Origin of the sequence: Roseateles sp., from assembly GCF_049240545.1 — a bacterium.
Lineage (GTDB): Bacteria > Pseudomonadota > Gammaproteobacteria > Burkholderiales > Burkholderiaceae_C > Paucibacter_A.
In genome coordinates, this window is the sequence record NZ_JBMLSK010000170.1 from 1 (window position 1) to 21,080 (window position 21,080).

Sequence of the window (21,080 nt, forward strand, 5' to 3'; positions counted from 1 at the left end):
CATCCACAGCCAGGGCGTGACGATTTTGCTGGTCGAGCAAAACGCCAGCCGGGCCCTGCAGATCGCCAGCCGCGGCTATGTGATGGAGTCGGGTGAGGTGACGATGACAGGTGAGGGCCGAGCCTTGCTGAGCGACCCCAAGGTGCGGGCGGCTTATCTGGGGGAATAAGCGTGGGGCGGATTCCCGACCCCGCGGTGCCCGGTAAAGGAGCGGCCGAGTGAGCGGCCGCTCCCGCATCGATCATTTCTTCTTGTAGCTGAACTTCTGTCCGCTGACGGTGGCTTCATACATCAAGCCGCCATGCGGCAGGGTGAAGATCGCCATGCCGTGGTTGTAGGCGCCGACCGATTTGGCATTCTCGCGCCCGCCGCTGATTTGTGCGGAGGATCCGGTCGTTGTGGCCTTGGCGCCCGCGCCGGCGGTGATGGCCACGGCCGAAGCCTCGGCGCCGAACTCAAACTCGCCCTTGGTGAAGGTCTTCAAGGCGGCTTGGTCCTCAAAATAAATGATCTGGCTGAAGCCTTGACCGCCGAGTTGAAACCCGACGCTGACCTGGGTCATCGAGGTATTGCCAATGTGCTTGCCTTGCTCATAGACGCGACCCTTGCCGTAGGCGCCGCCGATGCCGATGCCGGCCTTGCCGATGGTCGGGAAGACTGCGTAGCCATAGGCCTTTTCCGCAATCCTGCCGCTCTCCTCGGCCTTGGCAAAAGCCTTGACCGTGTTTTGGTATTCGTCCGCCATGACGGGTGCTGCGGCCAGGGCCATGAGAGAAAGCCCCAGGACAGAGAAAAAGCGTCGCTTGTTCATAAGTGTTCCTTGCGGTTGGAAAAAACTGGCAGTGGATTGGGCCTCGCGTTGCTTTGCATCACGCCTTTGAAATTTCACTTTAATCGCATTTGTTGAGCGGCAGGTGACAAGCTGTATCTGCTGAGTAAAGCAGAAGTTAGGGGCTTGTCCCCAGCGTCCATTTGATCAAGGTACGGAACAGGGCCTCGCGGGGAAAGCCGCGCTCACTGGTGCTGGCGCGCATCCAGACGCTGGGGTGGCGTTCGCGCGGCAAGGCAATGTCCCAGTGGTCGGCCCTGACTTCGGCCAACAAACTGCTGTTGGGGAGCATGGCGTCGCGGCTGAGCAACTGGCCGTCATTGCGCGGGTCGACCGTGTTCAGCGCGCTATGGAAAGGGCGCAAGGAAACGCCCACCTCGCTGCTGGGGACAAAACCGACCACCGAGTGATAGCGCAGACCTGGCGGCGGCGGATTTGCCACCAGCCAAGCAACGCTTTCTCGCTGGGTCACACTGCTGACTTCCTGCCCATCGGATGCCGAGCAAGAAAAGGCTTCAATGCGAGGCGAGATGGTTTCAAACAAGTCTTCAAAATGATCGGCCAAGCGCGTGCCCATGACCACGCCCGCCACCGAGATCAGATCAGAGACGGCCCGCGGCACACCCGCAGGCTCGGCTTGCAACAAGCTCAAGGCCCGCAGGCTGTCTGGCACGCCCTTGGAATAGGCCACCAGAACAATACGCTGCACCCCCGGACGCGCGGCCTCCTGGCGGATCGCCTCGGCCACGCGCTTCCCATTGGCCGCACTCGATTCGCGGCCCGGCAAGGCCACCATCCGAATACCCGCCAAACCTAGATCGGCATACTGACGGTAGGCCTCGGTGCGGTTCAGGCTGCGCTCACGAACCAGTCCATCGCCAAAGGGGACGGACTGGTCATCAAAGCAGTCGGAGAACAAGCCTGGAATTAAGAGGACCGAGGTGCCAGGCGCCAAGGCTTCAAAGCGTTGATGGAGTGCCTGAAGGTCTTTGTCGCTGCTGGCCATGCCAGAGCCAGGCTCATCCGATGTGGGACTAAAGCCATACATCCAGGCTTGCACCGGCTGGGGCTTGGCGCCGGGGTGCGCGTGCAACTCTTGTTGGAACAGCGCGCCAAAGCGCTGCCGCTCGTCGCTGATGCCTGCCGCTGCGATGGGCAGGTTCACGATGGGATGCGGCCTCATCACAGCGGGTGGAGTCACCCAGCTGGCACAAGCGCCGAGCCATAGCGGCGCGCAAAGCAGCAGTGCAAATCTTGCTTTCAGACGCAGTGAATTCACGGTCAGTTCATACCCACGGTGGCTTCTGTCAGAAAAAAGCGTTCAGCCCTGCGATTGGCTTCGCTGCGGTTTTCGTTGCGTGTTTCCGCGGTGGCGTCAAAGTCAATCTTGGCGGCCTGGACCGCGCGGCAAGTCATATAGGCCTTGGCGCGCGGCTCGTTCAAATCATCGAGACGGGTGGCCAGCAGGTCGACCACTTTGGCCTTGCGCCGGAACAGATCCACATGGCCAGCGTAATCACTCGGCTGTTCGGTTCGCAGCGAGGCGATACAGGCTTCAAAGCTATGTCCCTTGCACCAGCGAGGCAAGTCGGCCAGTACCAGAGTTTTGGTGTCGGCGCTGACAAACTGCTTGACCTGCAAAATGGCATCCAGCAAGGCATCTTGATACACCTGGGCGTGTTCATACAAGCTCTGGTCGCAGCCTACGCAGTCAGGGCCGAAACGGTCGACGAGCCACCCGAGCAGGCTGCCGCGCGACTCTCTTTGCCTGCGAACCAATTCATGGTCAAAGGCTTGAATGTGTTCAAGGGCCACATCCAATGAGCCGCAGGTCTGCGCCTCCCAGGCGGCTAAGAGATCGGCATCGCTTCGTGTGGGCTGCTCACCGCGCGGCATCAATTCCCCGATCACCTTGATGCGGTTGGCGGCTTCGTCGTAGGCGAAGCTGATGCGGCGGTAGGCGATCGGCCAGTCCGACAGGGAGCTGACGTTCAGTTCCAGCACCGGTCGGGTATCCAACTCTCGATGGGCGGCCCAGAAGCCGCGATGGGTGTGGGCCGACACGTACACCAGGGGGTGGGTCACCTGAGACATCAAGTTGCGCAGCAGCAACCGAGAGGGCAGGCCGAGTGCGCGCCAGTTGTGGTGACCGGCAAAGATGACCAGGTCGCCATCACGCATGGCCTCGGTCACCCAGTGGGTGATGGCGCGGACTTGATCCAAGTTGACATGACCGATGCTGCCTGGGCTGCGCCCCATCAAGGTATCCCAGCTGCTGACCAGGGCGCCGGCTTGATTGGTGTCCAGGCCGATCACGATCACTTGGCGGGCGGCGTCTTTGGCTCGCGGCAGCTTGATGCGCTGCGCCAGAAAAGAGTCGGCATAGGCAAAGCCGTCCAGCACATGGGCCTCGATGCCGCTGAGAAAGGCCTCGGAATTGGGGTTGCGCCAACTGACACGGTAGGAGCCCTTGGCGGGTGGCGCAGCAATGCCGGGTTGGCTGGGTACGGCGGCTTGTCCGGCCAAATACATCTGAATGAAATCGCGCTTGCTGAAGGCTTCATTGCTTGATTTGTGCGCCTTGTTTTCCATCTCTGCGCCGCGACGACAGGCTTGGTTCCACTTCAGCGCGTCGCGGTTGAGGATGTCGTCCATGATGCTGTAGCCATAAATGCCGAACATCAGTCCGTCGTGATTGCCGGGTAGGATGGCGCCGGCGCGCCCTGCGGCATTGAAGACCTTGCTCATGCGTTGCGCTTCGGAGCGGCAGGACATGTCCAGCACATCACCCAGATGGAGGAAGTGCTCATCCGGGTGTGCTTGCAGCGCCCACTCCATGATGCGACGCCCGAACAGGGGTTGCTCGGGTGGGCGCTGCGCCACCTCCACATAGGCATCAATCGCGCTGTCGTTGTCGTACAGCGGCCAGCCGGTCGGCTCATGCTCTTGCGTGTCGCCCAGGGCCACAATCGGCGTGGTCAAGGTTTGGTAGTCGCCTTGGTCTGGATCTTGGCTGTCGGGTGCGGCTTGGGGTGAAAAACTCGCGCAGGCGCTCAAGGCTGCGCTGATGATGAGCAGCACAGCCAGAGCGAGGCGTCGATGAAAGCTTGCGTACATCCCGGGCCTGTCTCAGTAGTAGCTCGAAGGCAGCCATTTGAAGAACCAACTCTGCAGCCGCTGCCAAGGGCTGCGGGCCGGCGCTCTGTCCAGTACTTCCCCTTTCTCGCCATGCCAGACCACGAGCTGCTGATCATTCAGCGCCAAGCGCCAACTGTTGGCACTGCTCATATCCCGCTCCATGCGCAGGGCCAGACTCGTAGCCAAGGCCGGGCTGTCGATGATCACGCCCATTTCTGAGTTGATGATTTCAGACCGAGGGTCCAGGTTCATTGAACCGATGAAGCTGCGTGAACGGTCGATCACCATGGCTTTGGTGTGCAGACCCGCGAAGCCTGAACGTATCGGGTCGGTATCGACATGCTCGGCCTTGATCGCGGGGTCAGGCCTTAACTCGTGCAACGCTGCGCCGGTTCTGAGGATGGGGGCGCGCCAGTCCTCGTAGTGGGCATTGACGGCCGGCACATCGTGGGAAGCCAGCGAATTGGTCAAGAGGCGCACCCGCACGCCTCGCGACTGCAACTCCGCCAAGTCTTGCATGAAGTGGGCATCGGGAATGATGTAGGCATTGGTGATCAAGACTTCGCGCTGCGCCGATCGCATCAAGGTCCGAAAAGCCCCCGGCATATGGTTTTGCACACCCTCTGCCCGGGAGGGCGAGTCGGTGTGAACCGCGCTAAGGCCCGGGGTCAAGGAGGCGCCAAAGGCTTGTTGTTCTGCGTGCTCGCTGTGTCGTCGGCTCAGCAGGGCTTGTAGTGCGGCTTGATGGGCCATCGCCGCGGGCAAGTCGACCAGCGTACTCAGGAGAGGCTTGTTGCCATCTCCCGCAGCGCGCTGCGGGATGGCTTGGACCCAGTCGCTATTCCAATAGCGGTCAAACACGGCGCTGGCCTGCCGGGCGACCGGCCCCACGCCCAGAACATCCAGGTCGTGGAAATTGAATTCCTCATTCAAACCGAAGTACTCGTCGCCGATATTGCGTCCCCCAATAATGGCGACCCGGTTGTCCACCACCATCTGCTTGTTGTGCATGCGGCGGTTGATGCGGCTGAAGTCACTGGCGCCTTCTGTGATGCGGCCCAGCCAGTGGCGCTGATGCCAGGCATTGAAGGTGCGGATCTGGATATGGGGGTGCGAGTCGACGGCGGCCAGCATCTCGTCGCGCAACTCGAGCGCCGACATATTGCGCAGCATGGTGCTCAAGTCATCGACAAGCAGGCGCACCTTCACCCCCCGATCGGCCGCGGCAATCACCCGAGCCATCAGCAACTGGCCGCTGGTGTCAGCAAACCAGACGTAGTACTGCAGATCGATGCTGTGGCTGGCCTGATCGAGCAGGGCCAGGCGCCATTTCAGACCTTCCGAGTTTTTGTCCAGCAAGCGAAAGCCGGACTTCTCTGGGCCATGCAGTGCCTTAACTTGCGCCTCGGTCTGCGCCCAAACGCCCGTGTCTTGGGGCGGCGTGGCGTAGGCTGCAGGGGGCTTGGGGCCGGGTAGAGGCGCGCTCGCGCAAGCGGCCAACAAGAGCAGCAGCCCCCCGTACAGGCAAACTCGCACAACCGTCGATGCAGCCGGCGGCTTGGCGTTCAACGAGAACAGAGCTGGAATCATCAGTTCAAAGCCTGAGCGAGCGTGGTCAAAGCAAGACCTGCGGTGGATGCTAACGCCAAACTCAAGGTGCGGGCCGGCTTGGGGCGCTCAGCCCTGGCGCCAGGGCATGACATGGACCAAGGCCATCTCGAGGCGCACACCGAGCTGCGTCCCCAGGCTCAGTTGCCGGCGTTCGCTGCCCGACAATGTCAACAAGAGGCTGATCCCTGGAGCGCGATCCAGACTGAGGCTGCAAAGACTGATTTCACCCAGATGCCTGGCCTGGGTGACCGTGGCCGAAAACTCGTTGGGCAAGCCTTCATCGGCCTTGTCGAGCAAGGCAATGCCATCCCCTGGAATCACCCAGTGCACCGCCTGGCCTTCGCTCAGACGGCCTTTGTCGCGTACCTTCAGCACAGGCGCAGAAGCAGCGTCTGCGCCATCAACACACCAGCGCAACTGGCCCCACCCCGGTTCCTCGGAGGGGCCCAGCCAATGTCCCTGAAAGCGATTGTGAATCCCGACCAGATCGGCGACGCGGGCATTGCGGGGGGCCTGGTGGATTTGTGCCGGGCTACCCGATTGCAGCACCACGCCTGCATCCATCACCACCAAGCGATCCGCGAGCAGGCGGGCCTCGTTCAGGTCATGGGTGACCAGCACGATGGGGATGTGCAGATCGCGCCGCAGATCGGCCAGCAATCGGTACAAGGCCTGGCGGTTCATCTGGTCCACGGCCGAGAAGGGTTCATCGAGCAGCAGCAAGCGCGGTTCGCGCGCCAGCGCCCGTGCGACCGCGACCCGTTGCTGCTCGCCCCCTGAGAGTTGTGCGGGCCTGCGAGTCAGCTGCGCCGCGCCCAGGCGCACATGTTCGAGCCAGTGCCGGGCCTGGGCCATCCGCTGTTGGCGAGGCAGATGCAGCAGCGACAGGGCCACATTGTGCAAAGCGTCCAGATGCGGCATCAGGGCATAGTTCTGGAAAACCAGGCCCACATGTCGCTGCTGTGGTGGCACGAAAAGCCCGGATTTGCTGTCGGACCATAACTTTCCACCCACACGGATGTAGCCCTGCTGCGGACGCATCAGGCCGGCCAGCACACGCAGCATCGAACTTTTGCCTGCACCCGAGGGGCCCACAATCGCCAGCAATTCACCGGCCTCGCAGCGCAGCGCGCCCGACAGTGGCATCGGATGCGTTTGTTCGATGTTGGCCTCCAAGGCCAGATGCAGAGTTTGATCGGCCATCAACGCCGCACCGCCAAGCGCGCCGAGGCGAAGAAGGAGGCTCCGACCGCCAACAGGGACAGCATCAGCAGCAGTGCAGACATGCGATCCGCCCCTGCCAGGTCAAAAGCCTGCACCCGGTCGTAGATGGCAATGGCAATGGTTTTGGTTTCGCCGGGGATGCTGCCGCCCATCATCAAGACCACCCCAAACTCGCCCAGGGTATGTACAAAGGTCAGCACCATGGCAGACAAGATGCCGGGCCAGGCGAGCGGCAACTCGACGCGCCAAAAGGTCTGCCAACTGCTCAAGCCGCTGAGTGCGGCGGCTTCCCCAAGTTGGCGAGGGATTGCCTCAAAGGCACGCTGCACCGGTTGCACTAGAAACGGAATGTTGAAGATCAGCGAGGCAATCACCAAGCCGAGAAAGTTGAAGCTCAGCTTGAGTTGGAAATGGGTATCCAGCCAGCCCCCAAGCGCGGAGCCCGCGCCAAGATTCACCAAGAGGTAGTAGCCGAGCACGGTCGGCGGCAGAACCAGAGGCAAGACCACCAGGGCTTCGATTGCCGATTTGCCGGCGAACTGGGTGTAGGCCAAAAATCGGCCCAGCCAGAGTCCCAGCGGCAAGAGCAGCAGCAGGGTGACGCCGGCCAGTTTGATCGAGAGCGCAAAGGCTTGCCAGTCCATGGAGGGAGTCAGCTTCAGTCTTGAGGAAGAGCGAAACCATAGCGCAGCAAGACCTGCTTGGCTGCCGGCGTCGCCAGATACTCATAAAAATGACGCGCAGGAGCGGGGGCTCCCTTGAGCAAGACCATGCGCTGACGCAGGACCTGGTGCCAACTTGAATCGATCAAGGCAAAGCGGCCCCTTTCGGCAATGGCGGGCGCGAGCGCCAAGGATTGCGCGATGATGCCGGCCTGCGCCGCGCCGGACACCGCAAACTGGGTCGCCTGGGCCACGTTCTCACCCAGCACCAACTTGCCTTGCAGCGCCTGCCAGAGCCCGGCGTGCTGCAAAGCCTCTTGTGCCCTGGCACCGTAGGGCGCATGTTCCGGGTTGGCAATCGCCAGCTTTTTCAGTCGGCCATCCTTGAGGGCCGCGGCCAAATCTCGCAACTCGGCATCGGCCTGCACCGGCGAGGACTTGGCGACATACAGACCGATGCGCCCCAGCGCATAGGCCCGCCCCCGGTCTTCGGTCTTGCCCGCGGCTGCGAGTCGAAACACCCAATCCTCGTCGGCTGAGAGATACAGATGGAAGGGTGCGCCTTGCAGAATCTGTGCATGGAAGTTGCCCGAGGAGCCAAACACCAGGCGCAGGGCTTGACCGCTTTGCCGTTCATATTGGTCCGCTAACTCTTGCAGTGCAAACTTCAGATCGGCGGCCGCGGCCACAAGCGGCGTGTTTGCAGCGGCGGTACTGGGTTGCGGGCCAAGCATGAGGCCGCAGCCAAGCCCAAGGCCAAGCCCTCCTTGCGCCAATTGCGCCAAGAAACCGCGGCGCTGCAGGGTCGGACCTGGCGCTTGATCCTCGGTTTCAGCTTCGGTGGGAGCTGGAAAAGCGAAGGCTTTTTTCCGTTTGAGAGGTTTGCGGGCGTGGCCTTCGGATTGCATGTCTGTGTTGGGCTGGTGTCGTCGGTCGGGCGCCAGAATTATTCACCGGGCTGAAGCCACTTCGCGTGTGCGAGCGCGGCATTTCTTCGCTGCGGTGATGCGCTGAGGACCACCCATGGGGCGAGGTACTGGCGCTGGCCTGCCGACTGGGTCTTAGGTCTTGGTGACGTCTGTTCCCCTCATGCATCAGGTGAGCCTGCGGAAAATGCGGGAATAACCCTGCTTCGTACCCCTGATGTAACCCACGCGGGGGGTGAATCTTGTAATATGGTTACCAACTTTCACCATGCCGAGTTACACGGCTGCGCGTATGAACAAAACCCTTCTCGCCGTCACCGAGCGCATTCGTCAGCGCAGCGCCTCCAGCCGAGGCGATTATTTGCAACGACTCGACCGCATGGCGGGTCGCAAGCGTGGCGTCGAACGGATGGGATGCGCCAACGTGGCGCATGCGGTGGCGGCGATGCCGGCCAACGACAAGCTGCGCATCGTGGCCGAGAAGGCGCCGCACCTGGCCATCATCACGGCCTACAACGATATGTTGTCGGCGCACCAGCCTTACGAGGCTTATCCGGCACTGATTCGAGATGAAGCGAACAAGCAGGGCGCGACCGTCCAAGTGGCGGGCGGTGTGCCGGCCATGTGCGATGGTGTGACTCAGGGCCTGCCCGGCATGGAACTGAGCCTTTTTTCGCGCGACAACATCGCCATGGGCACGGCCGTGGGCCTCAGCCACGATGTCTTTGACGCCGCCTTGCTGCTGGGCATTTGCGACAAGATCGTGCCGGGTCTGTTGATCGGTGCCTTGCACTTTGGTCACCTGCCTTGCATCTTTGTGCCGGCCGGCCCGATGAGCAGCGGCCTGCCCAACAATGAAAAAGCCAAGGTTCGTGAACTGTTTGCCCAAGGCAAGGTGGGCCGCGACGAGCTCTTGAAGGCCGAGTCGGCCGCTTATCACGGTGCGGGTACTTGTACTTTCTACGGCACGGCCAATAGCAATCAGATGCTGCTGGAAGCCATGGGGCTGCATGTGCCGGGCGCCGCCTTTGTGCACCCGCATGAGCCCTTGCGCGAGGCCCTGACCCGCGAAGCGGTGCGCAATGCCTTGGCCATCACCCACCGTGCACGCTACACCCCGATCGGCCGCTTGGTCGATGAGCGTGTCATCGTCAATGCCATGGTGGCCTTGCTGGCCACCGGTGGCTCGACCAACCACCTGATCCACTGGGTGGCGGTGGCGCGGGCGGCCGGCATCCTGATCGACTGGACCGATTTCTCGGAACTGTCCGGCGTGGTGCCCTTGCTCAGCCGCGTCTACCCGAACGGCTCGGCCGATGTGAACCAGTTCCAGGCGGCGGGCGGCCCGGCCTTCGTGATCCGTGAGTTGATGGATGCCGGCCTGATGCATGCCGATGTCTTGAGCGTGGCCGGTGATTCGCTGCGACCTTTTGGTCGCTTGCCGACCTTGGGCGAGAACGGCTCCGTGCAATGGCAGGACCTGCCTGCCGAGAGCGGGGACGATACCGTGGTGCGCAAGCCCGACGCGCCCTTCAGCGCCAGCGGTGGTTTGAAGTTGCTGGACGGCAATCTGGGCCGCGCGGTCATCAAGACTTCGGCTGTGCCGGAAGACCGCCACATCATTGAAGCCCCAGCCAAGATCTTCAGCGACCAAGAGTCGATGCTTGCGGCGTTCAAGGCCGGTGAATTGGAGCGCGATGTGGTCGTGGTCGTGCGTTTCCAGGGACCGCAAGCCAATGGCATGCCCGAGTTGCACAAGCTCACGCCGCCGCTGGCGGTCTTGCAAGGCAAGGGCTTCAAGGTCGCCTTGGTGACTGATGGCCGCATGAGCGGCGCTTCGGGCAAGGTGCCTGCCGCCATCCATGTGTCTCCTGAGGCGCTGGCGGGTGGGCCTTTGGCCAAGCTGCGTGATGGCGACATCGTGCGCATGGACGCCGTCAGCGGCGAGTTGTTGGCCCTGGTGCCAGCGGCCGAGTGGGCAGCACGGGAATTGGCCGTCATCAGCCCCGAGCAGATGGATGAAAACGGCCATGGTCTGGGACGTGACTTGTTTGCCAGCCTGCGTCGCAATGTGAAGAGCGCCGAAGAGGGTGCAGTCTCCTGGCTGTAAAGGGCGATCCTCGTTTCTCAGCCTGTCCTTCCACAAGAAAAGAACTGTTCATGAGCCTCAGCAATACCCTCAGCCTGGCCAGCCACGGCCCCGTGATTCCCGTCATCGTGATTCAGCGCCTGGAGGATGCGATCCCCATGGCCGAAGCCTTGGTGGCCGGTGGCGTGCGAGTGTTGGAAGTGACCTTGCGAACCGCCTGTGCCTTGCAGGCCATGGAAGCCATGGCGCGGGCCGTGCCCGAGGCCATCGTGGGGGCAGGGACCTTGCGCACTGCGGCCGATGTGGTGGCGGCCAAGAATGCCGGCTGCCAGTTTGGCGTCAGTCCTGGGTTCACTGAAGCGATCGGTGCGGCCTGCCACGAGCAAGGTTTGCCCTTGTTGCCCGGCGTTTCAACCGCCAGCGAAGTCATGCAAGCCAATGCAGCCGGCTACAACTTCTTGAAGTTGTTTCCTGCGGTGGCGGTGGGTGGGGTCAATCTGCTCAAGGCCCTGGGTGGACCTTTCCCGGACGTGGCTTTTTGCCCGACCGGAGGCATCAGCCTGGAAACTGCTCCGCAGTTCTTGAGCTTGCCGAATGTGAAGGTGTGCGGCGGCTCTTGGTTGACGCCGCAAGATGCGGTGGACGCAGGCGATTGGGCGCGCATCACTCGCTTGGCGGCCGAAGCCGCGGCGATCAAACGATGAACTGAAGGACGTCGGCGGGAGCGGGACGGTGATGTCCGCCTCGTCAAACCTTGTCTGCTTGGTTGGCTTCAGTCTGAAGCCGCGGGCTCGGTCCTGAGTCCCTGTTCGGCCAGCCATTGCTTGGCCGACTCCAGGTTCGGGCTGAGTCGATAACGCGTGAGTTGGCTCGCCCGTTCCGCCAAGGCCTTGACCATGGCTTCATGGAATTGCGAGGGCAGCACATCGGTCACGGCGACCATGCCATGGCGAACGCCGTCCTCAAAAAAAGCCCACCAGAGCGCCAAGGCTTCGGGGGTGCCGCCTTCCCACTCACGCGCGTCGCTCAACAAGCCCCAGGCTTTGGGCTTGCCCTCGGGTGACAGGTCTCGCTGCGCCCACAAAAGCCGTGCTTCCAGATGTAAATTGCGCGCGGCCACCTCATTCCAGGTGCCGCCGTAAGTGGCCATGAGAATGTCGCCTTGCCAGTGCAAGGAGAAGCTGCCGTGCTGGGTCCAATTGGGCATGAGCAATGGTGCCGCTGGGGCCTGTCTTGAGAGGGTCAAGTTGAGTGTAGGGCCTGCAGAAGAATCATCTGCCGAGCGCGCGGACACTGGCGTACTCAAGCCGAGGCGGCGATTTGGCGCAGCGCTTGTTCAAACACCTCGGAGGGCTGACCGCCGGAGATCAGGTGTCGTTGATCGATGATGACGGCCGGTACCGATTGAATCCCTTGGGCTTGCCAGAAACGCTCGGCCTCCCGAACCTCCTCGGCAAAGTCTTGCGAAGCCAAGATCGCCGCAGCGGCTTGCGAATCCAAGCCGACCTGATGGGCCGCTTGAATGAGTACTTCGTGCGAACCGGGATTCTTCCCCTCGGTGAAGTAGGCTTTCAGCAACGCCAGTTTCAAATCGCGTTGAAACGGGCCGGCTTGCAATGCAGCCCAATGCAAAAGCCGATGGGCGTCAAAAGTGTTGTAGATGCGGTCGCGCGCGCCCTTGGTGAAGGTGAAGCCCAACTCGGCACCGCGTTGGCGAATCGCTTCACGGGTTTGCTCCAGCTGTGCCGTCGAGGCGCCGTACTTGCGCGCCAGATGAGCATTGATTTCCTCCCCCTCTGGCACCATCTGTGGATTCAGCTCAAAGGGCTGGAAGTGCAAGTCAACTTCAAGCTCAGGCATTCGCGCCAAGGCTTGTTCAAGAGACTTGAGCCCAATGGCGCACCAGGGGCAGGAAACGTCGGAGACAAAATCGATACGCATGGGCCTGACTCTAGCCGAGTCTTCCGGAAACGGCCTTCAGCCTCAGTTGTTGTTGATGCGCAGCCAGGTCGTTTTCAGCTCGGTGTACTTGTCAAAGGCGTGCAGAGATTTGTCACGCCCATTGCCGCTTTGCTTGTAGCCGCCAAAGGGCACGGTCATGTCGTCTTCGTCGTACTGGTTCACATGCACCGTGCCAGCACGCAGCGCTCGGGCTACTCGGTGGGCGCGGTCGATGTGTTGGCTCCAGACGCTGGCTTGCAGGCCGTAGGGGCTGTCGTTGGCGATTCGTACCGCTTCGGCCTCGTCCTTGAAGCGCAGCACACTCATCACCGGGCCAAAGATCTCCTCGCGAGCGATCTTCATTTGCGGCGTGACCCCGTCGAATACCGTCGGCTGTACAAAATAGCCGCCGCTGTCGGCTCGCGATTGCTCGCCGCCCGCTGCCGCACGGGCACCTTCTTCCCGGCCCGATTCGATATAGCCCATCACCGTACCGAGTTGGCCGGCGTCCACCAAGGCGCCCATCACCGTGGCGGGGTCGAGCGGATCGCCAGCCTGGTAACGCGGCACTTCGGCGGTGAGTAAGGCGACGAATTCATCGGCAATGCTCTCGTGCACCAAGACGCGCGAGGGCGCATTGCAAGATTCGCCTTGGTTGAAGAACATGCTGCCGGCGACAGTCTGTGCGGCGCGTTTCAGATCGTCAAAGTCCGGGAAAACCAAGAAGGCCGACTTGCCGCCCAACTCGTTGTAGACCCGCTTGAGGTTGGAACGCCCCGCGTACTCCAGCATCTTGCGGCCCACACGGGTGGAACCGGTAAAGCCAATGGCGTCCACATCCATATGCAAGGCCAGCGCCTCGCCGGCCTCATGCCCGTAGCCCGGCACCACATTGAAGACGCCGTCCGGCAAGCCGGCTTCAAGCGCCAGTTCGGCCAGTCGCAGCGCGGTCAGCGGCGATTTCTCGCTGGGCTTCAAGACCACCGAATTGCCCGCCGCCAGCGCCGGCCCGAGCTTCCAGGCGGCCATGATCATCGGGTAGTTCCAGGGCACGATGGCGCCGATGACGCCCATGGCTTCGCGCTGGATCAAGGCCAGGGCATTGCGGCCGGTGGGGGCAATCTCGTCGTAGACCTTGTCGATGGCCTCGGCATACCAGGCGATGCAGCGTGCGGTGGAGGGCACATCGACGCTGAGCGAATACTGGATGGGTTTGCCCATGTCCAGCGTTTCCAGCAGGGCCAACTCTTCCTTGGCCTGGAGGATTCTGTCGGCGAAGTTCTGCAGCACCCGCTTGCGTTGGGCAGGCGAGCGGTCGGACCAGCGTCCATCTTCGAACGCGGTGCGTGCGCTGGCGACGGCGCTGTCGATATCGGGGGTTTGTCCGCGCGATACGGCGCCCAGGCTTTGGCCATTCAGCGGCGAGATGCAGTCGAATTGCAGACCGGCTGCGGTGTCGACGCGGCGGCCGCCGATGACGGGGCGCCCGTCAATCTTCAGTGCTTGGGCGCGAGCCTGCCAGTCGATGGCGGCTTTGGCAGTGGCATTCATGGATTCGGGCCTTAGAAACTCAGCACCATCGAGGTGCCCAGCAAATGGTTGCGCTTGCCCCAGCTGTTGTTGCTGCGGTTCAGGAAGACGGCCTCACTGGCCGCGTCCATGCGGTACTCCAGCTTCAAAAGGGTGTTCTGGTTGAACAGGTAGTTCACGCCCAGGCTCAGGGCGTAACGGTCCGCTCCCTTGGCTGCGGCAGTGGGGTCTGGGTTGGCCTCGTCCCAGCTGAAGCCGTTGCCTCGGCCCAAGCCGTTGCGGCTGTCGTTGTCGCTGTAGCCGAACAAGCCGCCACCGTTCTTGCTGTTGTTCAGGTAGTCAAAGCGGGCCACGGCTTCCCAGCGCGGGATGAACTTGTAGGCGGCCAGGGCGGACAGGCCGCTCCAACTGGCGTCGCGCAACTGGCCGTCGTCATGGAAGATGGCGCTGCCTTTTTGGCGACCCCAGCTGACTTGGCCTTGGACGGTCCAGTCGCCACGAATGAAGTAAGCATCAAACTCCAGCAGATCCACGCGGCTGTCGCGGGGCCGATCGCCTTCGGCCAAGATCGCGTCGGCGGCGTAGTTGTAGGCCTTGCCATGCAGACCGGTGAAGCCAAAGCCTTGGAACTCGCCCTTGGCATAGTCGACCCGATAGATCAGCGCCGGCTCTTTATTGCCGCTGCCTTTGCGGGCGTTGTTGACATTCGCCAAGCCGGTGCGGATCAGCCATTTGCCCCTTGTCATGTCCAACACCGCGCCGGTGTAGGCGGTGGGCGCGGTGAAATCAAATAAGAGGTTGTGGGTGATCAGTTTGTTCAGCGGCGAGAGCGTCATCTCATAGCCGGTCCAGTCGGGAATCTGGCCCAGCCAGAGGCGGGTTTGCAGGTCGCCCAGGGGGATGTTGACCGAGGCCTCATGCACGATGGAGCCGCCGTTGAAGACCGCGCCGGTGCCGCGTTCGGGCGCCAGCGTCAGCCTCCACTTGCTGCCGCCTTCGGATTCTTTCTGAAAGTCGATCAAGGCCATGCCGAAGTAGCCGTTGTCGTAGGCGTAGGGGTCTTTGTTGAGCAGTTGAAAGCCGGCGCTGTCTTGGGCGCGGTTGTAGATGAAGGTGGGGTCAATAAAGCCGCTGATCTTGAGGTTCTTGATGCCCATCGCTTCGTTGGCATCTTCCAGGGCCTCGGTCTTGACCACGATGCGGTTGAATTCCTGCGCCTGCTGTGGCGTCATGCCCCACTGCGCGGCGGCAGGGGCTTTGGCCTCGGCGGCCTTGAGTTTCTCCTCGAGTTGGTTGACCCGCTCACGCAGGGCGCGCAACTCTTTCAGCACCTCGTCATTGCTCTGGGCCAAGGTCTGGGTGGGGAAGGCCGCAGCAAGAGCAATCGTCAGCGCGGCAAGCGTGAATGAGTGTTTCAAGGTCGTCTTCCTTTTTAGAAATCGAGATCAGCGGAGGGTTGGGTGAGGGTTTCAGGAGCCGCCTCGCATCGCAGCCGCCATCTCGGCGCTGCGCCGGCGCTCGGCTCGGGCAATCAAGTAACTGGCCAGCACCACGCCAAGGGCCACGATGACGATGATGACGGTGGCGACCGCATTGATGCTGGGGCTGACGCCCAGCCGCGCGCGCGAGAAGATCACCAGCGGCAGCGTGGTGGAGCCCGGCCCCGACAAAAAGGCCGACAGCACCACATCGTCCAGCGAGAGCGAGAAGGTCAAGAGCCAGGCCGACAGCATGGACTGCGAAATCATCGGCAGGGTGACCAGATAAAAGACCTGGTGCGGCCGGGCCCCCAAGTTCATGGCGGCCTCTTCAAGCTGCGGGTTCAACTCGCTCAAGCGGGCTTGAATCACCACCGTGGCGTAGGCCATGCCCAGCAAGAGATGACCCATCCAGATGGTCAGCATGCCGCGCTCAGGGAATCCCAAGGCCCTTTGCAGCGACACAAGCATCAGCAACAGCGACAGACCGACGATCACCTCGGGCATCACCAATGGTGCATTGATCATGCCGGCGAACAAGGTACGACCACCGAAACGCTTGTACTTGACCAGCGCAAAGGCGGCAAAGCAGCCGAGCAAGACCGAAGCGGTGGCGGTGGCAAAGGCGATCTGCAAGGACAGCTTCAGGCCGTTCAGCAGTTCGGTATCGCTGGCCAGGGCCACATACCACTTGAAGGTGAAGCCACCCCAGACCGAAGGCAGCTTGGAGTCATTGAAGGAATAGATGATGAGCGTCAGGATGGGCAGGTAGAGGAAGGCGAAGGCCATCACCATCCAGCCGATGCCGAACCGGCGGCTGCCTTTGGGGCCGAGCAGGGCGCGCTTCATGGCCGGCCTCCTGCGGCGTCATGGCCCTTGCTTTGACTCTCCGCCTGGTAACGGTTGAACAGGGCCAGCGGCACGATGATCAAGAGCACCATCACCACGGCCACCGCCGAGGCCATGGGCCAGTCGTTATTGCTGAAGAACTCATCCCAGAGCACGCGGCCAATCATCAAGGTCTGAGGCCCGCCCAGCAACTCGGGGATCACGAACTCGCCCACGCAGGGGATGAAGACCAGCATGGAGCCGGCGATGATGCCGGCCTTGGACAGCGGAACGGTGATGCGCCAAAAGGCCTGCCAAGGTGTGGCACCCAAATCACTGGCGGCCTCGAGCAAGCGAAGGTCCATCTTGGCCAGATTGGCATAGAGCGGCAGCACCATAAAGGGCAGATAGGTGTAGACCATGCCGATCACCAGCGAGAAAGGCGTGTTCATCAGCTTGCCCGGCGCCGGGATCATGCCGGCGGCAAAGAGCAGCTGGTCTAGGCCCAGCGCCTCGATCGCCTCGGCCACCCAGCCGTGTTCGCCTAGCAAGCCCTTCCAGGCATAGACGCGCAAGAGAAAACTGGTCCAAAACGGCAGCATCACCAGCATCAGCAAGGCCGGTTGCAGCGAGGCCCGGGCGCGCGCCATGAAATAGGCAAAGGGATAGCCGATCAGCAGACAGCCCGCGGTGGTGATAGCCGCGTACTTGAGGCTGGCCAGATAGGCTTTGATGTAGAGATCATCCTGGGTGATGAACACATAGTTGCTGGTCTTGATGGCGAGGCGCCAAACGCCGTCGGCATAAGTGATCAGGTCCTTGAAATGCACCGTCTCCATTTCCGAGACGCTGATCTTCACGACGATCAAGAAGGGCAGGGCGAAAAACAGCAGCAACCAGCCATAGGGCAGGGCGATGACCGCGCGCCGGCCTGAAAAGACCAGGGAGAGACGGGTCCGCAATTGTTGGAGCTTGAACATGCGCGCCCCGGCCTCAGTGCGTCAGCACCACTTGCGCGTTAGGGGACCAAGACGCCCAGACCTCTTGATCCCAGGTCAGCGGGGTCTCGCGGTAGCGTGCCAGATTGCTCTCGCTGACCTTGATCACCTGGCCGCTGGGCAGTTGCAGGTGATAGACGGTGAAGGCGCCAAAATAGGACAGCTCGTGGACCTTGGCCCGGACTTGATTGAACTCCCCCTCGGGCTTTTCGATGCTGAGCCGAATCTTCTCAGGCCTCAAGGCCACGCTCACTGCCATGCCGGCGGTGCCGGTGATGCCGTGGCCTACATAGTGTTGGCAGTCCTGACAGCTGATCACCACATGGTCGGGCTCATCGACGCTGAGCGTGCCTTCCATCAAATTGACATTGCCGATGAAGTCGGCGACGAAGCGGCTGGACGGGGTTTCGTAAATGTCCGCCGGCGCGCCAATTTGCAAGATGCGGCCCTCGCTCATCACCGCGATACGTGTGGCCATGGTCATCGCTTCTTCTTGGTCATGGGTGACCATCACGCAGGTCACGCCCACGCTTTCGATGATGTTGACCAATTCAATCTGGGTCTGTTCGCGCAGCTTTTTGTCCAGGGCGCCGAGCGGCTCGTCGAGCAAAAGCAGCTGCGGCTTCTTGGCCAGGCTGCGCGCCAGGGCGACCCGTTGCTGCTGGCCGCCCGACAGCTGGTGCGGCTTGCGCTGCGCATATTTGCCCAACTGCACCAGCTTGAGCATGGCCTCGACCTGAGTCGAGATTTGATCCTTGGGCAGACCATCGCGGCGCAGGCCGAAGGCGATGTTGTCCCACACCGTCAGATGCGGAAAGAGCGCATAGCTCTGGAACATCATATTGATGGGCCGCGCATAGGGCGGCAGACCGGCCAGGTCTTGGCCATTCAGGATGATGCGGCCGCTGCTGGGGGTTTCGAAGCCGGCCAACATGCGCAGCAAGGTGGTCTTGCCGCAGCCGGATGAGCCCAGCAGGGCGAAGATCTCGCCCTTGGCGATATCGATGGAGACGCGGTCCACGGCCACGGCACCGCCGCCGAAGTCCTTCACCACATTGTCAATTTGGAGGTAGTTGCTGCTCATCGGTGAAGGGTTCTCGCTGGGGCCGTGGCAGGGTGGGTTTACAGACCGGTCTTGAAGGAGGTGTAGATGCGCGTCATCTGGCGCCGGATGTCGTTGTTGATGGAGTCGGGCGCGGCCATCTTCTTCATGTCCGCATCGCTCAAGAACACGCTGGGGTTGTTGGCCACCTCGGGCTTGACGAACTTCTTGGCCTCTTTGTTCGGATTGGCGTAGAAGACCTTGTTGGTGAGGCTGGCGTGCACCTCGGGGCGCAAGATGTAATTGATGAATTTGTGCGCATTGCCGGGGCGCGGTGCGTCGGCCGGGATCACCATCACATCCATGAAGATGATGCCGCCGGACTTGGGAATCAGGGCTTCGATCTTCTGGCCGGTCTTGCCATCAATGGCGCGCTGGCGGGCGATGTTGATGTCGCCCGAGAAGCCTAGCGCCAGGCAGATCGAGCCATTGGCCAAATCATTGATATAGCCGGAGGAGCTGAACAAGGTCACGCTGGGGCGAATCGCCTTCAACAAGGCCGGCACCCCTGCAAAGTCGCCGATGGACTTGGTGTAGGGTGGCTTGCCCAAATAGTGCAGGGCGGCGGGCACCACCTCGGTCGCCGAGTCCAACATGCTCACACCGCAGCTCTTGAGCTTGCTGATGTACTCGGGCTTGAAGAGCAGGTCCCAAGCGTTCTCTGGCATGGGCATGCTGCCGAGTGCCGCCTTGACCTTGTCCACATTGATGCCGACGGTGGTAAAGCCCCAGAGCCAGTTGACGAAGAACTCATTGCCGGGGTCAAGCTTGGCGAGCTGCGCCTGCACCTCGGGGTCGAGGTTCTTGTAGTTGGGGATCTGGCTCTTGTCGATCTTGCGCAGCAAGCCGCCATCGGCCTGCAGCTTGGCCCAGTAGCTGGAGGGCACGACGATGTCGTAGCCGGTCTTGCCGGCCACCAGCTTGGCGTGGACGATTTCGTTGTTGTCGAAATTGTCGTAACGCACCTTGATGCCGGTTTCTTTCTCGAAGTTCTTGATCGTGTCTTCGGCGATGTAGTCGGACCAGTTGTAGATGTTGAGGATCTTCTCTTCTTCTTGCGCCTGTGCGGCCGGGCTCAACAAGGCGGCCGCCGTCAGCAAACCGGCCGACATCAACGAGTTCAAAGTCGCGCCGAAACGGGGGAGGGTGCGACGCGAAGCGATCAAGTTCATGGAAGGTTTCCTCTCAAAAAAGGCTGAGCAAAAAACAAGCAACAACAAGCAAAGAACTTCAATCAGTCTAGGGTTTGTGGGCGCTGTGCCCATCCATCGAAACCCGCAGTTGTGGTGGACAAGACACCGCCGCAGCACTGGGGCTTACAGCAGATCTCGACGCATCAATTCCTCCAGCGTCAAGTCCAGACAGCGGCGAATCAAGGTCATCATTTCGTCGATCTGCGCTCGCGTCATCACCAGCGGTGGCGCCACGATCATGCGGTCACCCACGGCTCGCATGATCAAGCCATTACCGAAGCAATGGGCGCGGCACATCATGCCAACCTCCAGGGCTGGGTCGAAGACCTGCGGGCCGTCTTGGCCGCTGGCTTTTTTCTTCACCAATTGCACCGCGGCCATCATTCCGCAGCTCTGGGTTTCGCCGACCAGCGGGTGCCCGTTCAACTCGGCAAAGCGCTGGGCCAGATAGGGCCCGATGTTTTCGCGCACATGCTCCACCACCTTTTGCTCGCGCAGCAGCTTCAAATTGGCCAGGGCCACGGCGCAGGCGGTGGGGTGGCCCGAGTAGGTGAAGCCGTGGTTGAACTCGCCGCCTTGCTCGATCAAGACTTTGGCCACGCGCTCGCCCACCAGCACACCGCCCAAGGGGATGTAGCCCGAGGTCACGCCCTTGGCAAACGTCATCAGATCCGGCTTGAAACCCAGGGTCTCGCAGCCGAACCAGTTGCCGGTGCGGCCAAAGCCGCAGATCACTTCATCGCTGACCAGCAAGATGCCGTACTTCTCGCAGATGCGCTGGATCTCGGGCCAGTAAGTCGAGGGCGGCACGATCACGCCGCCCGCGCCTTGCACCGGCTCGCCGATAAAGGCCGCGACCCGATTGGCGCCCAGGGCGAGGATCTTGTCTTCCAACCAACGGGCGGCCTTGATGCCGAAGTCTTCGCGGCTCATGCCCTGGCCATGCTCAAACCAATGCGGCTGCTCGATATGGCTGATATTGGGGATGGGCAGGCCGCCCTGCGCATGCATGCCACTCATGCCGCCCAGCGAGGCCCCCGCCATGGTGGAGCCGTGATAGCCGTTGTTGCGGCCGATGATGACCTGCCGCTCGGGCTGGCCCAGCACATCCCAGTAGCGCCGCACCATCCGCACAATCGTATCGTTACCTTCCGAGCCCGAGCCGGTGAAGAACACATGCTCGAAGCCCGGCGGGGCGATCTCGGCCAGCAGCTCGGCCAACTCGATGGCCGGCATGGTGGCGGTTTGGAAGAAAGCGTTGTAGAAGGGCAGCTGCTTCATCTGCTCGGCGGCGGCATCGATCAGGCTTTGCTGCCCGTAGCCGATGTTCACGCACCAAAGACCGCTCATGCCGTCAAGAATCTTGTGGCCTTCGCTGTCCCAGAGATAGATGTTGTCGGCCCGCGTGATGATGCGTGAGCCCTTCTTGGCCAGGCCTTGAAAGTCGGTGAATGGGTGCAGAAAGTGGCTGGCGTCGGCGGTCTGCCAAGCCTGAGTGCTACGTGTCGTTGTCGTCATGGCCTTGTTCCTT

General features: G+C 61.8%; 19 protein-coding genes and 1 pseudogene. 4 read left to right on the plus strand and 16 right to left on the minus strand.

Annotation, left to right across the window (positions count from 1 at the left end; all coding sequences use genetic code 11):
* Positions 1-169 (plus strand): annotated as a pseudogene (locus tag ACOVRJ_RS11045) (ABC transporter ATP-binding protein); the annotation flags it as partial.
* A gap of 72 nt (positions 170-241) precedes the next feature.
* Here ACOVRJ_RS11045 and ACOVRJ_RS11050 read toward each other — a convergent pair.
* From ACOVRJ_RS11050 to modA, 7 genes are all read right to left on the minus strand, one after another.
* Positions 242-811 (minus strand): YSC84-related protein, encoded by a 570-nt coding sequence (locus ACOVRJ_RS11050; RefSeq protein WP_422043903.1) that lies wholly within the window; start codon positions 809-811, stop codon positions 242-244.
* A gap of 136 nt (positions 812-947) precedes the next feature.
* A complete protein-coding gene (locus ACOVRJ_RS11055; RefSeq protein ID WP_422043904.1) occupies positions 948-1,994 on the minus strand; it encodes a hypothetical protein in 1,047 nt (348 codons plus the stop codon).
* Positions 1,995-2,110: 116 nt separating this feature from the next.
* Positions 2,111-3,946 (minus strand): hypothetical protein, encoded by a 1,836-nt coding sequence (locus ACOVRJ_RS11060; protein ID WP_422043905.1) that lies wholly within the window; start codon positions 3,944-3,946, stop codon positions 2,111-2,113.
* Positions 3,947-3,958: 12 nt separating this feature from the next.
* Positions 3,959-5,557 carry a phospholipase D-like domain-containing protein gene (locus tag ACOVRJ_RS11065; RefSeq protein WP_422043906.1) on the minus strand — a complete coding sequence of 533 codons (1,599 nt, stop codon included), beginning with the start codon at positions 5,555-5,557 and terminating at the stop codon, positions 3,959-3,961.
* Between the two features lie 87 nt (positions 5,558-5,644).
* Positions 5,645-6,781, minus strand: coding sequence for an ABC transporter ATP-binding protein (locus tag ACOVRJ_RS11070; protein WP_422043907.1), 1,137 nt, complete (start codon positions 6,779-6,781; stop codon positions 5,645-5,647).
* The gene (gene modB, locus ACOVRJ_RS11075; protein ID WP_422043908.1) at positions 6,781-7,446 is read right to left on the minus strand and encodes a molybdate ABC transporter permease subunit; all 666 of its coding nucleotides are present in this window, start codon (positions 7,444-7,446) and stop codon (positions 6,781-6,783) included. Before modB ends, ACOVRJ_RS11070 begins: the two co-directional genes overlap by 1 nt.
* Positions 7,447-7,460: 14 nt before the next feature.
* A complete protein-coding gene (modA, locus tag ACOVRJ_RS11080; RefSeq protein ID WP_422043909.1) occupies positions 7,461-8,198 on the minus strand; it encodes a molybdate ABC transporter substrate-binding protein in 738 nt (245 codons plus the stop codon).
* A 33-nt stretch (positions 8,199-8,231) separates the two neighbouring features.
* Here modA and ACOVRJ_RS11085 point away from each other — a divergent pair, with 33 nt between their 5' ends.
* The 3 genes from ACOVRJ_RS11085 (at position 8,232) to ACOVRJ_RS11095 (ending at position 11,183) form a co-directional block, all read left to right on the plus strand.
* Positions 8,232-8,426 carry a hypothetical protein gene (locus ACOVRJ_RS11085; protein ID WP_422043910.1) on the plus strand — a complete coding sequence of 65 codons (195 nt, stop codon included), beginning with the start codon at positions 8,232-8,234 and terminating at the stop codon, positions 8,424-8,426.
* 256 nt (positions 8,427-8,682) lie between these two features.
* A complete protein-coding gene (gene edd, locus ACOVRJ_RS11090; protein WP_422043911.1) occupies positions 8,683-10,500 on the plus strand; it encodes a phosphogluconate dehydratase in 1,818 nt (605 codons plus the stop codon).
* Between the two features lie 50 nt (positions 10,501-10,550).
* A complete protein-coding gene (locus tag ACOVRJ_RS11095) occupies positions 10,551-11,183 on the plus strand; it encodes a bifunctional 4-hydroxy-2-oxoglutarate aldolase/2-dehydro-3-deoxy-phosphogluconate aldolase (protein WP_422043912.1) in 633 nt (210 codons plus the stop codon).
* A 68-nt stretch (positions 11,184-11,251) separates the two neighbouring features.
* On the opposite strand, the gene ACOVRJ_RS11100 is transcribed toward ACOVRJ_RS11095, so the two are convergent.
* The 9 genes from ACOVRJ_RS11100 to ACOVRJ_RS11140 form a co-directional block, all read right to left on the minus strand.
* On the minus strand, positions 11,252-11,686 hold the full coding sequence (locus tag ACOVRJ_RS11100; protein ID WP_422043913.1) for a hypothetical protein: 435 nt from the start codon (positions 11,684-11,686) through the stop codon (positions 11,252-11,254).
* A gap of 95 nt (positions 11,687-11,781) precedes the next feature.
* Positions 11,782-12,420, minus strand: coding sequence for a DsbA family oxidoreductase (locus ACOVRJ_RS11105; protein ID WP_422043914.1), 639 nt, complete (start codon positions 12,418-12,420; stop codon positions 11,782-11,784).
* A 42-nt stretch (positions 12,421-12,462) separates the two neighbouring features.
* Complete coding sequence (locus tag ACOVRJ_RS11110; protein ID WP_422043915.1) at positions 12,463-13,971, minus strand: aldehyde dehydrogenase; 1,509 nt, start codon at positions 13,969-13,971, stop codon at positions 12,463-12,465.
* Positions 13,972-13,982: 11 nt separating this feature from the next.
* On the minus strand, positions 13,983-15,368 hold the full coding sequence (locus ACOVRJ_RS11115; RefSeq protein WP_422043916.1) for a DUF3138 family protein: 1,386 nt from the start codon (positions 15,366-15,368) through the stop codon (positions 13,983-13,985).
* Between the two features lie 51 nt (positions 15,369-15,419).
* On the minus strand, positions 15,420-16,277 hold the full coding sequence (locus ACOVRJ_RS11120; RefSeq protein ID WP_422043917.1) for an ABC transporter permease subunit: 858 nt from the start codon (positions 16,275-16,277) through the stop codon (positions 15,420-15,422).
* Positions 16,274-17,236, minus strand: a complete 963-nt coding sequence (locus tag ACOVRJ_RS11125) for an ABC transporter permease subunit (protein ID WP_422043918.1) — start codon at positions 17,234-17,236, stop codon at positions 16,274-16,276. Before ACOVRJ_RS11125 ends, ACOVRJ_RS11120 begins: the two co-directional genes overlap by 4 nt.
* A 13-nt stretch (positions 17,237-17,249) precedes the next feature.
* Entirely contained in the window at positions 17,250-18,338 is a 1,089-nt protein-coding gene (locus tag ACOVRJ_RS11130) for an ABC transporter ATP-binding protein (RefSeq protein WP_422043919.1), read from the minus strand.
* Between the two features lie 38 nt (positions 18,339-18,376).
* Positions 18,377-19,528 carry a polyamine ABC transporter substrate-binding protein gene (locus ACOVRJ_RS11135; RefSeq protein ID WP_422043920.1) on the minus strand — a complete coding sequence of 384 codons (1,152 nt, stop codon included), beginning with the start codon at positions 19,526-19,528 and terminating at the stop codon, positions 18,377-18,379.
* Positions 19,529-19,672: 144 nt separating this feature from the next.
* Entirely contained in the window at positions 19,673-21,067 is a 1,395-nt protein-coding gene (locus ACOVRJ_RS11140; protein WP_422043921.1) for an aspartate aminotransferase family protein, read from the minus strand.
* Positions 21,068-21,080: the final 13 nt, after the last annotated feature.

Excerpts from the sequence above, each read along its gene's own strand:
- ACOVRJ_RS11050 (WP_422043903.1), bottom strand. The coding sequence starts at position 811 with ATGAACAAGCGACGCTTTTTCTCTGTCCTGGGGCTTTCTCTCATGGCC.
- ACOVRJ_RS11060 (WP_422043905.1), bottom strand. The coding sequence starts at position 3,946 with ATGTACGCAAGCTTTCATCGACGCCTCGCTCTGGCTGTGCTGCTCATC.
- ACOVRJ_RS11065 (WP_422043906.1), bottom strand. The coding sequence starts at position 5,557 with ATGATTCCAGCTCTGTTCTCGTTGAACGCCAAGCCGCCGGCTGCATCG.
- ACOVRJ_RS11070 (WP_422043907.1), bottom strand. The coding sequence starts at position 6,781 with ATGGCCGATCAAACTCTGCATCTGGCCTTGGAGGCCAACATCGAACAA.
- modB (WP_422043908.1), bottom strand. The coding sequence starts at position 7,446 with ATGGACTGGCAAGCCTTTGCGCTCTCGATCAAACTGGCCGGCGTCACC.
- modA (WP_422043909.1), bottom strand. The coding sequence starts at position 8,198 with ATGCTTGGCCCGCAACCCAGTACCGCCGCTGCAAACACGCCGCTTGTG.
- edd (WP_422043911.1), top strand. The coding sequence starts at position 8,683 with ATGAACAAAACCCTTCTCGCCGTCACCGAGCGCATTCGTCAGCGCAGC.
- ACOVRJ_RS11095 (WP_422043912.1), top strand. The coding sequence starts at position 10,551 with ATGAGCCTCAGCAATACCCTCAGCCTGGCCAGCCACGGCCCCGTGATT.
- ACOVRJ_RS11100 (WP_422043913.1), bottom strand. The coding sequence starts at position 11,686 with ATGCCCAATTGGACCCAGCACGGCAGCTTCTCCTTGCACTGGCAAGGC.
- ACOVRJ_RS11105 (WP_422043914.1), bottom strand. The coding sequence starts at position 12,420 with ATGCGTATCGATTTTGTCTCCGACGTTTCCTGCCCCTGGTGCGCCATT.
- ACOVRJ_RS11110 (WP_422043915.1), bottom strand. The coding sequence starts at position 13,971 with ATGAATGCCACTGCCAAAGCCGCCATCGACTGGCAGGCTCGCGCCCAA.
- ACOVRJ_RS11120 (WP_422043917.1), bottom strand. The coding sequence starts at position 16,277 with ATGAAGCGCGCCCTGCTCGGCCCCAAAGGCAGCCGCCGGTTCGGCATC.
- ACOVRJ_RS11125 (WP_422043918.1), bottom strand. The coding sequence starts at position 17,236 with ATGTTCAAGCTCCAACAATTGCGGACCCGTCTCTCCCTGGTCTTTTCA.
- ACOVRJ_RS11130 (WP_422043919.1), bottom strand. The coding sequence starts at position 18,338 with ATGAGCAGCAACTACCTCCAAATTGACAATGTGGTGAAGGACTTCGGC.
- ACOVRJ_RS11135 (WP_422043920.1), bottom strand. The coding sequence starts at position 19,528 with ATGAACTTGATCGCTTCGCGTCGCACCCTCCCCCGTTTCGGCGCGACT.
- ACOVRJ_RS11140 (WP_422043921.1), bottom strand. The coding sequence starts at position 21,067 with ATGACGACAACGACACGTAGCACTCAGGCTTGGCAGACCGCCGACGCC.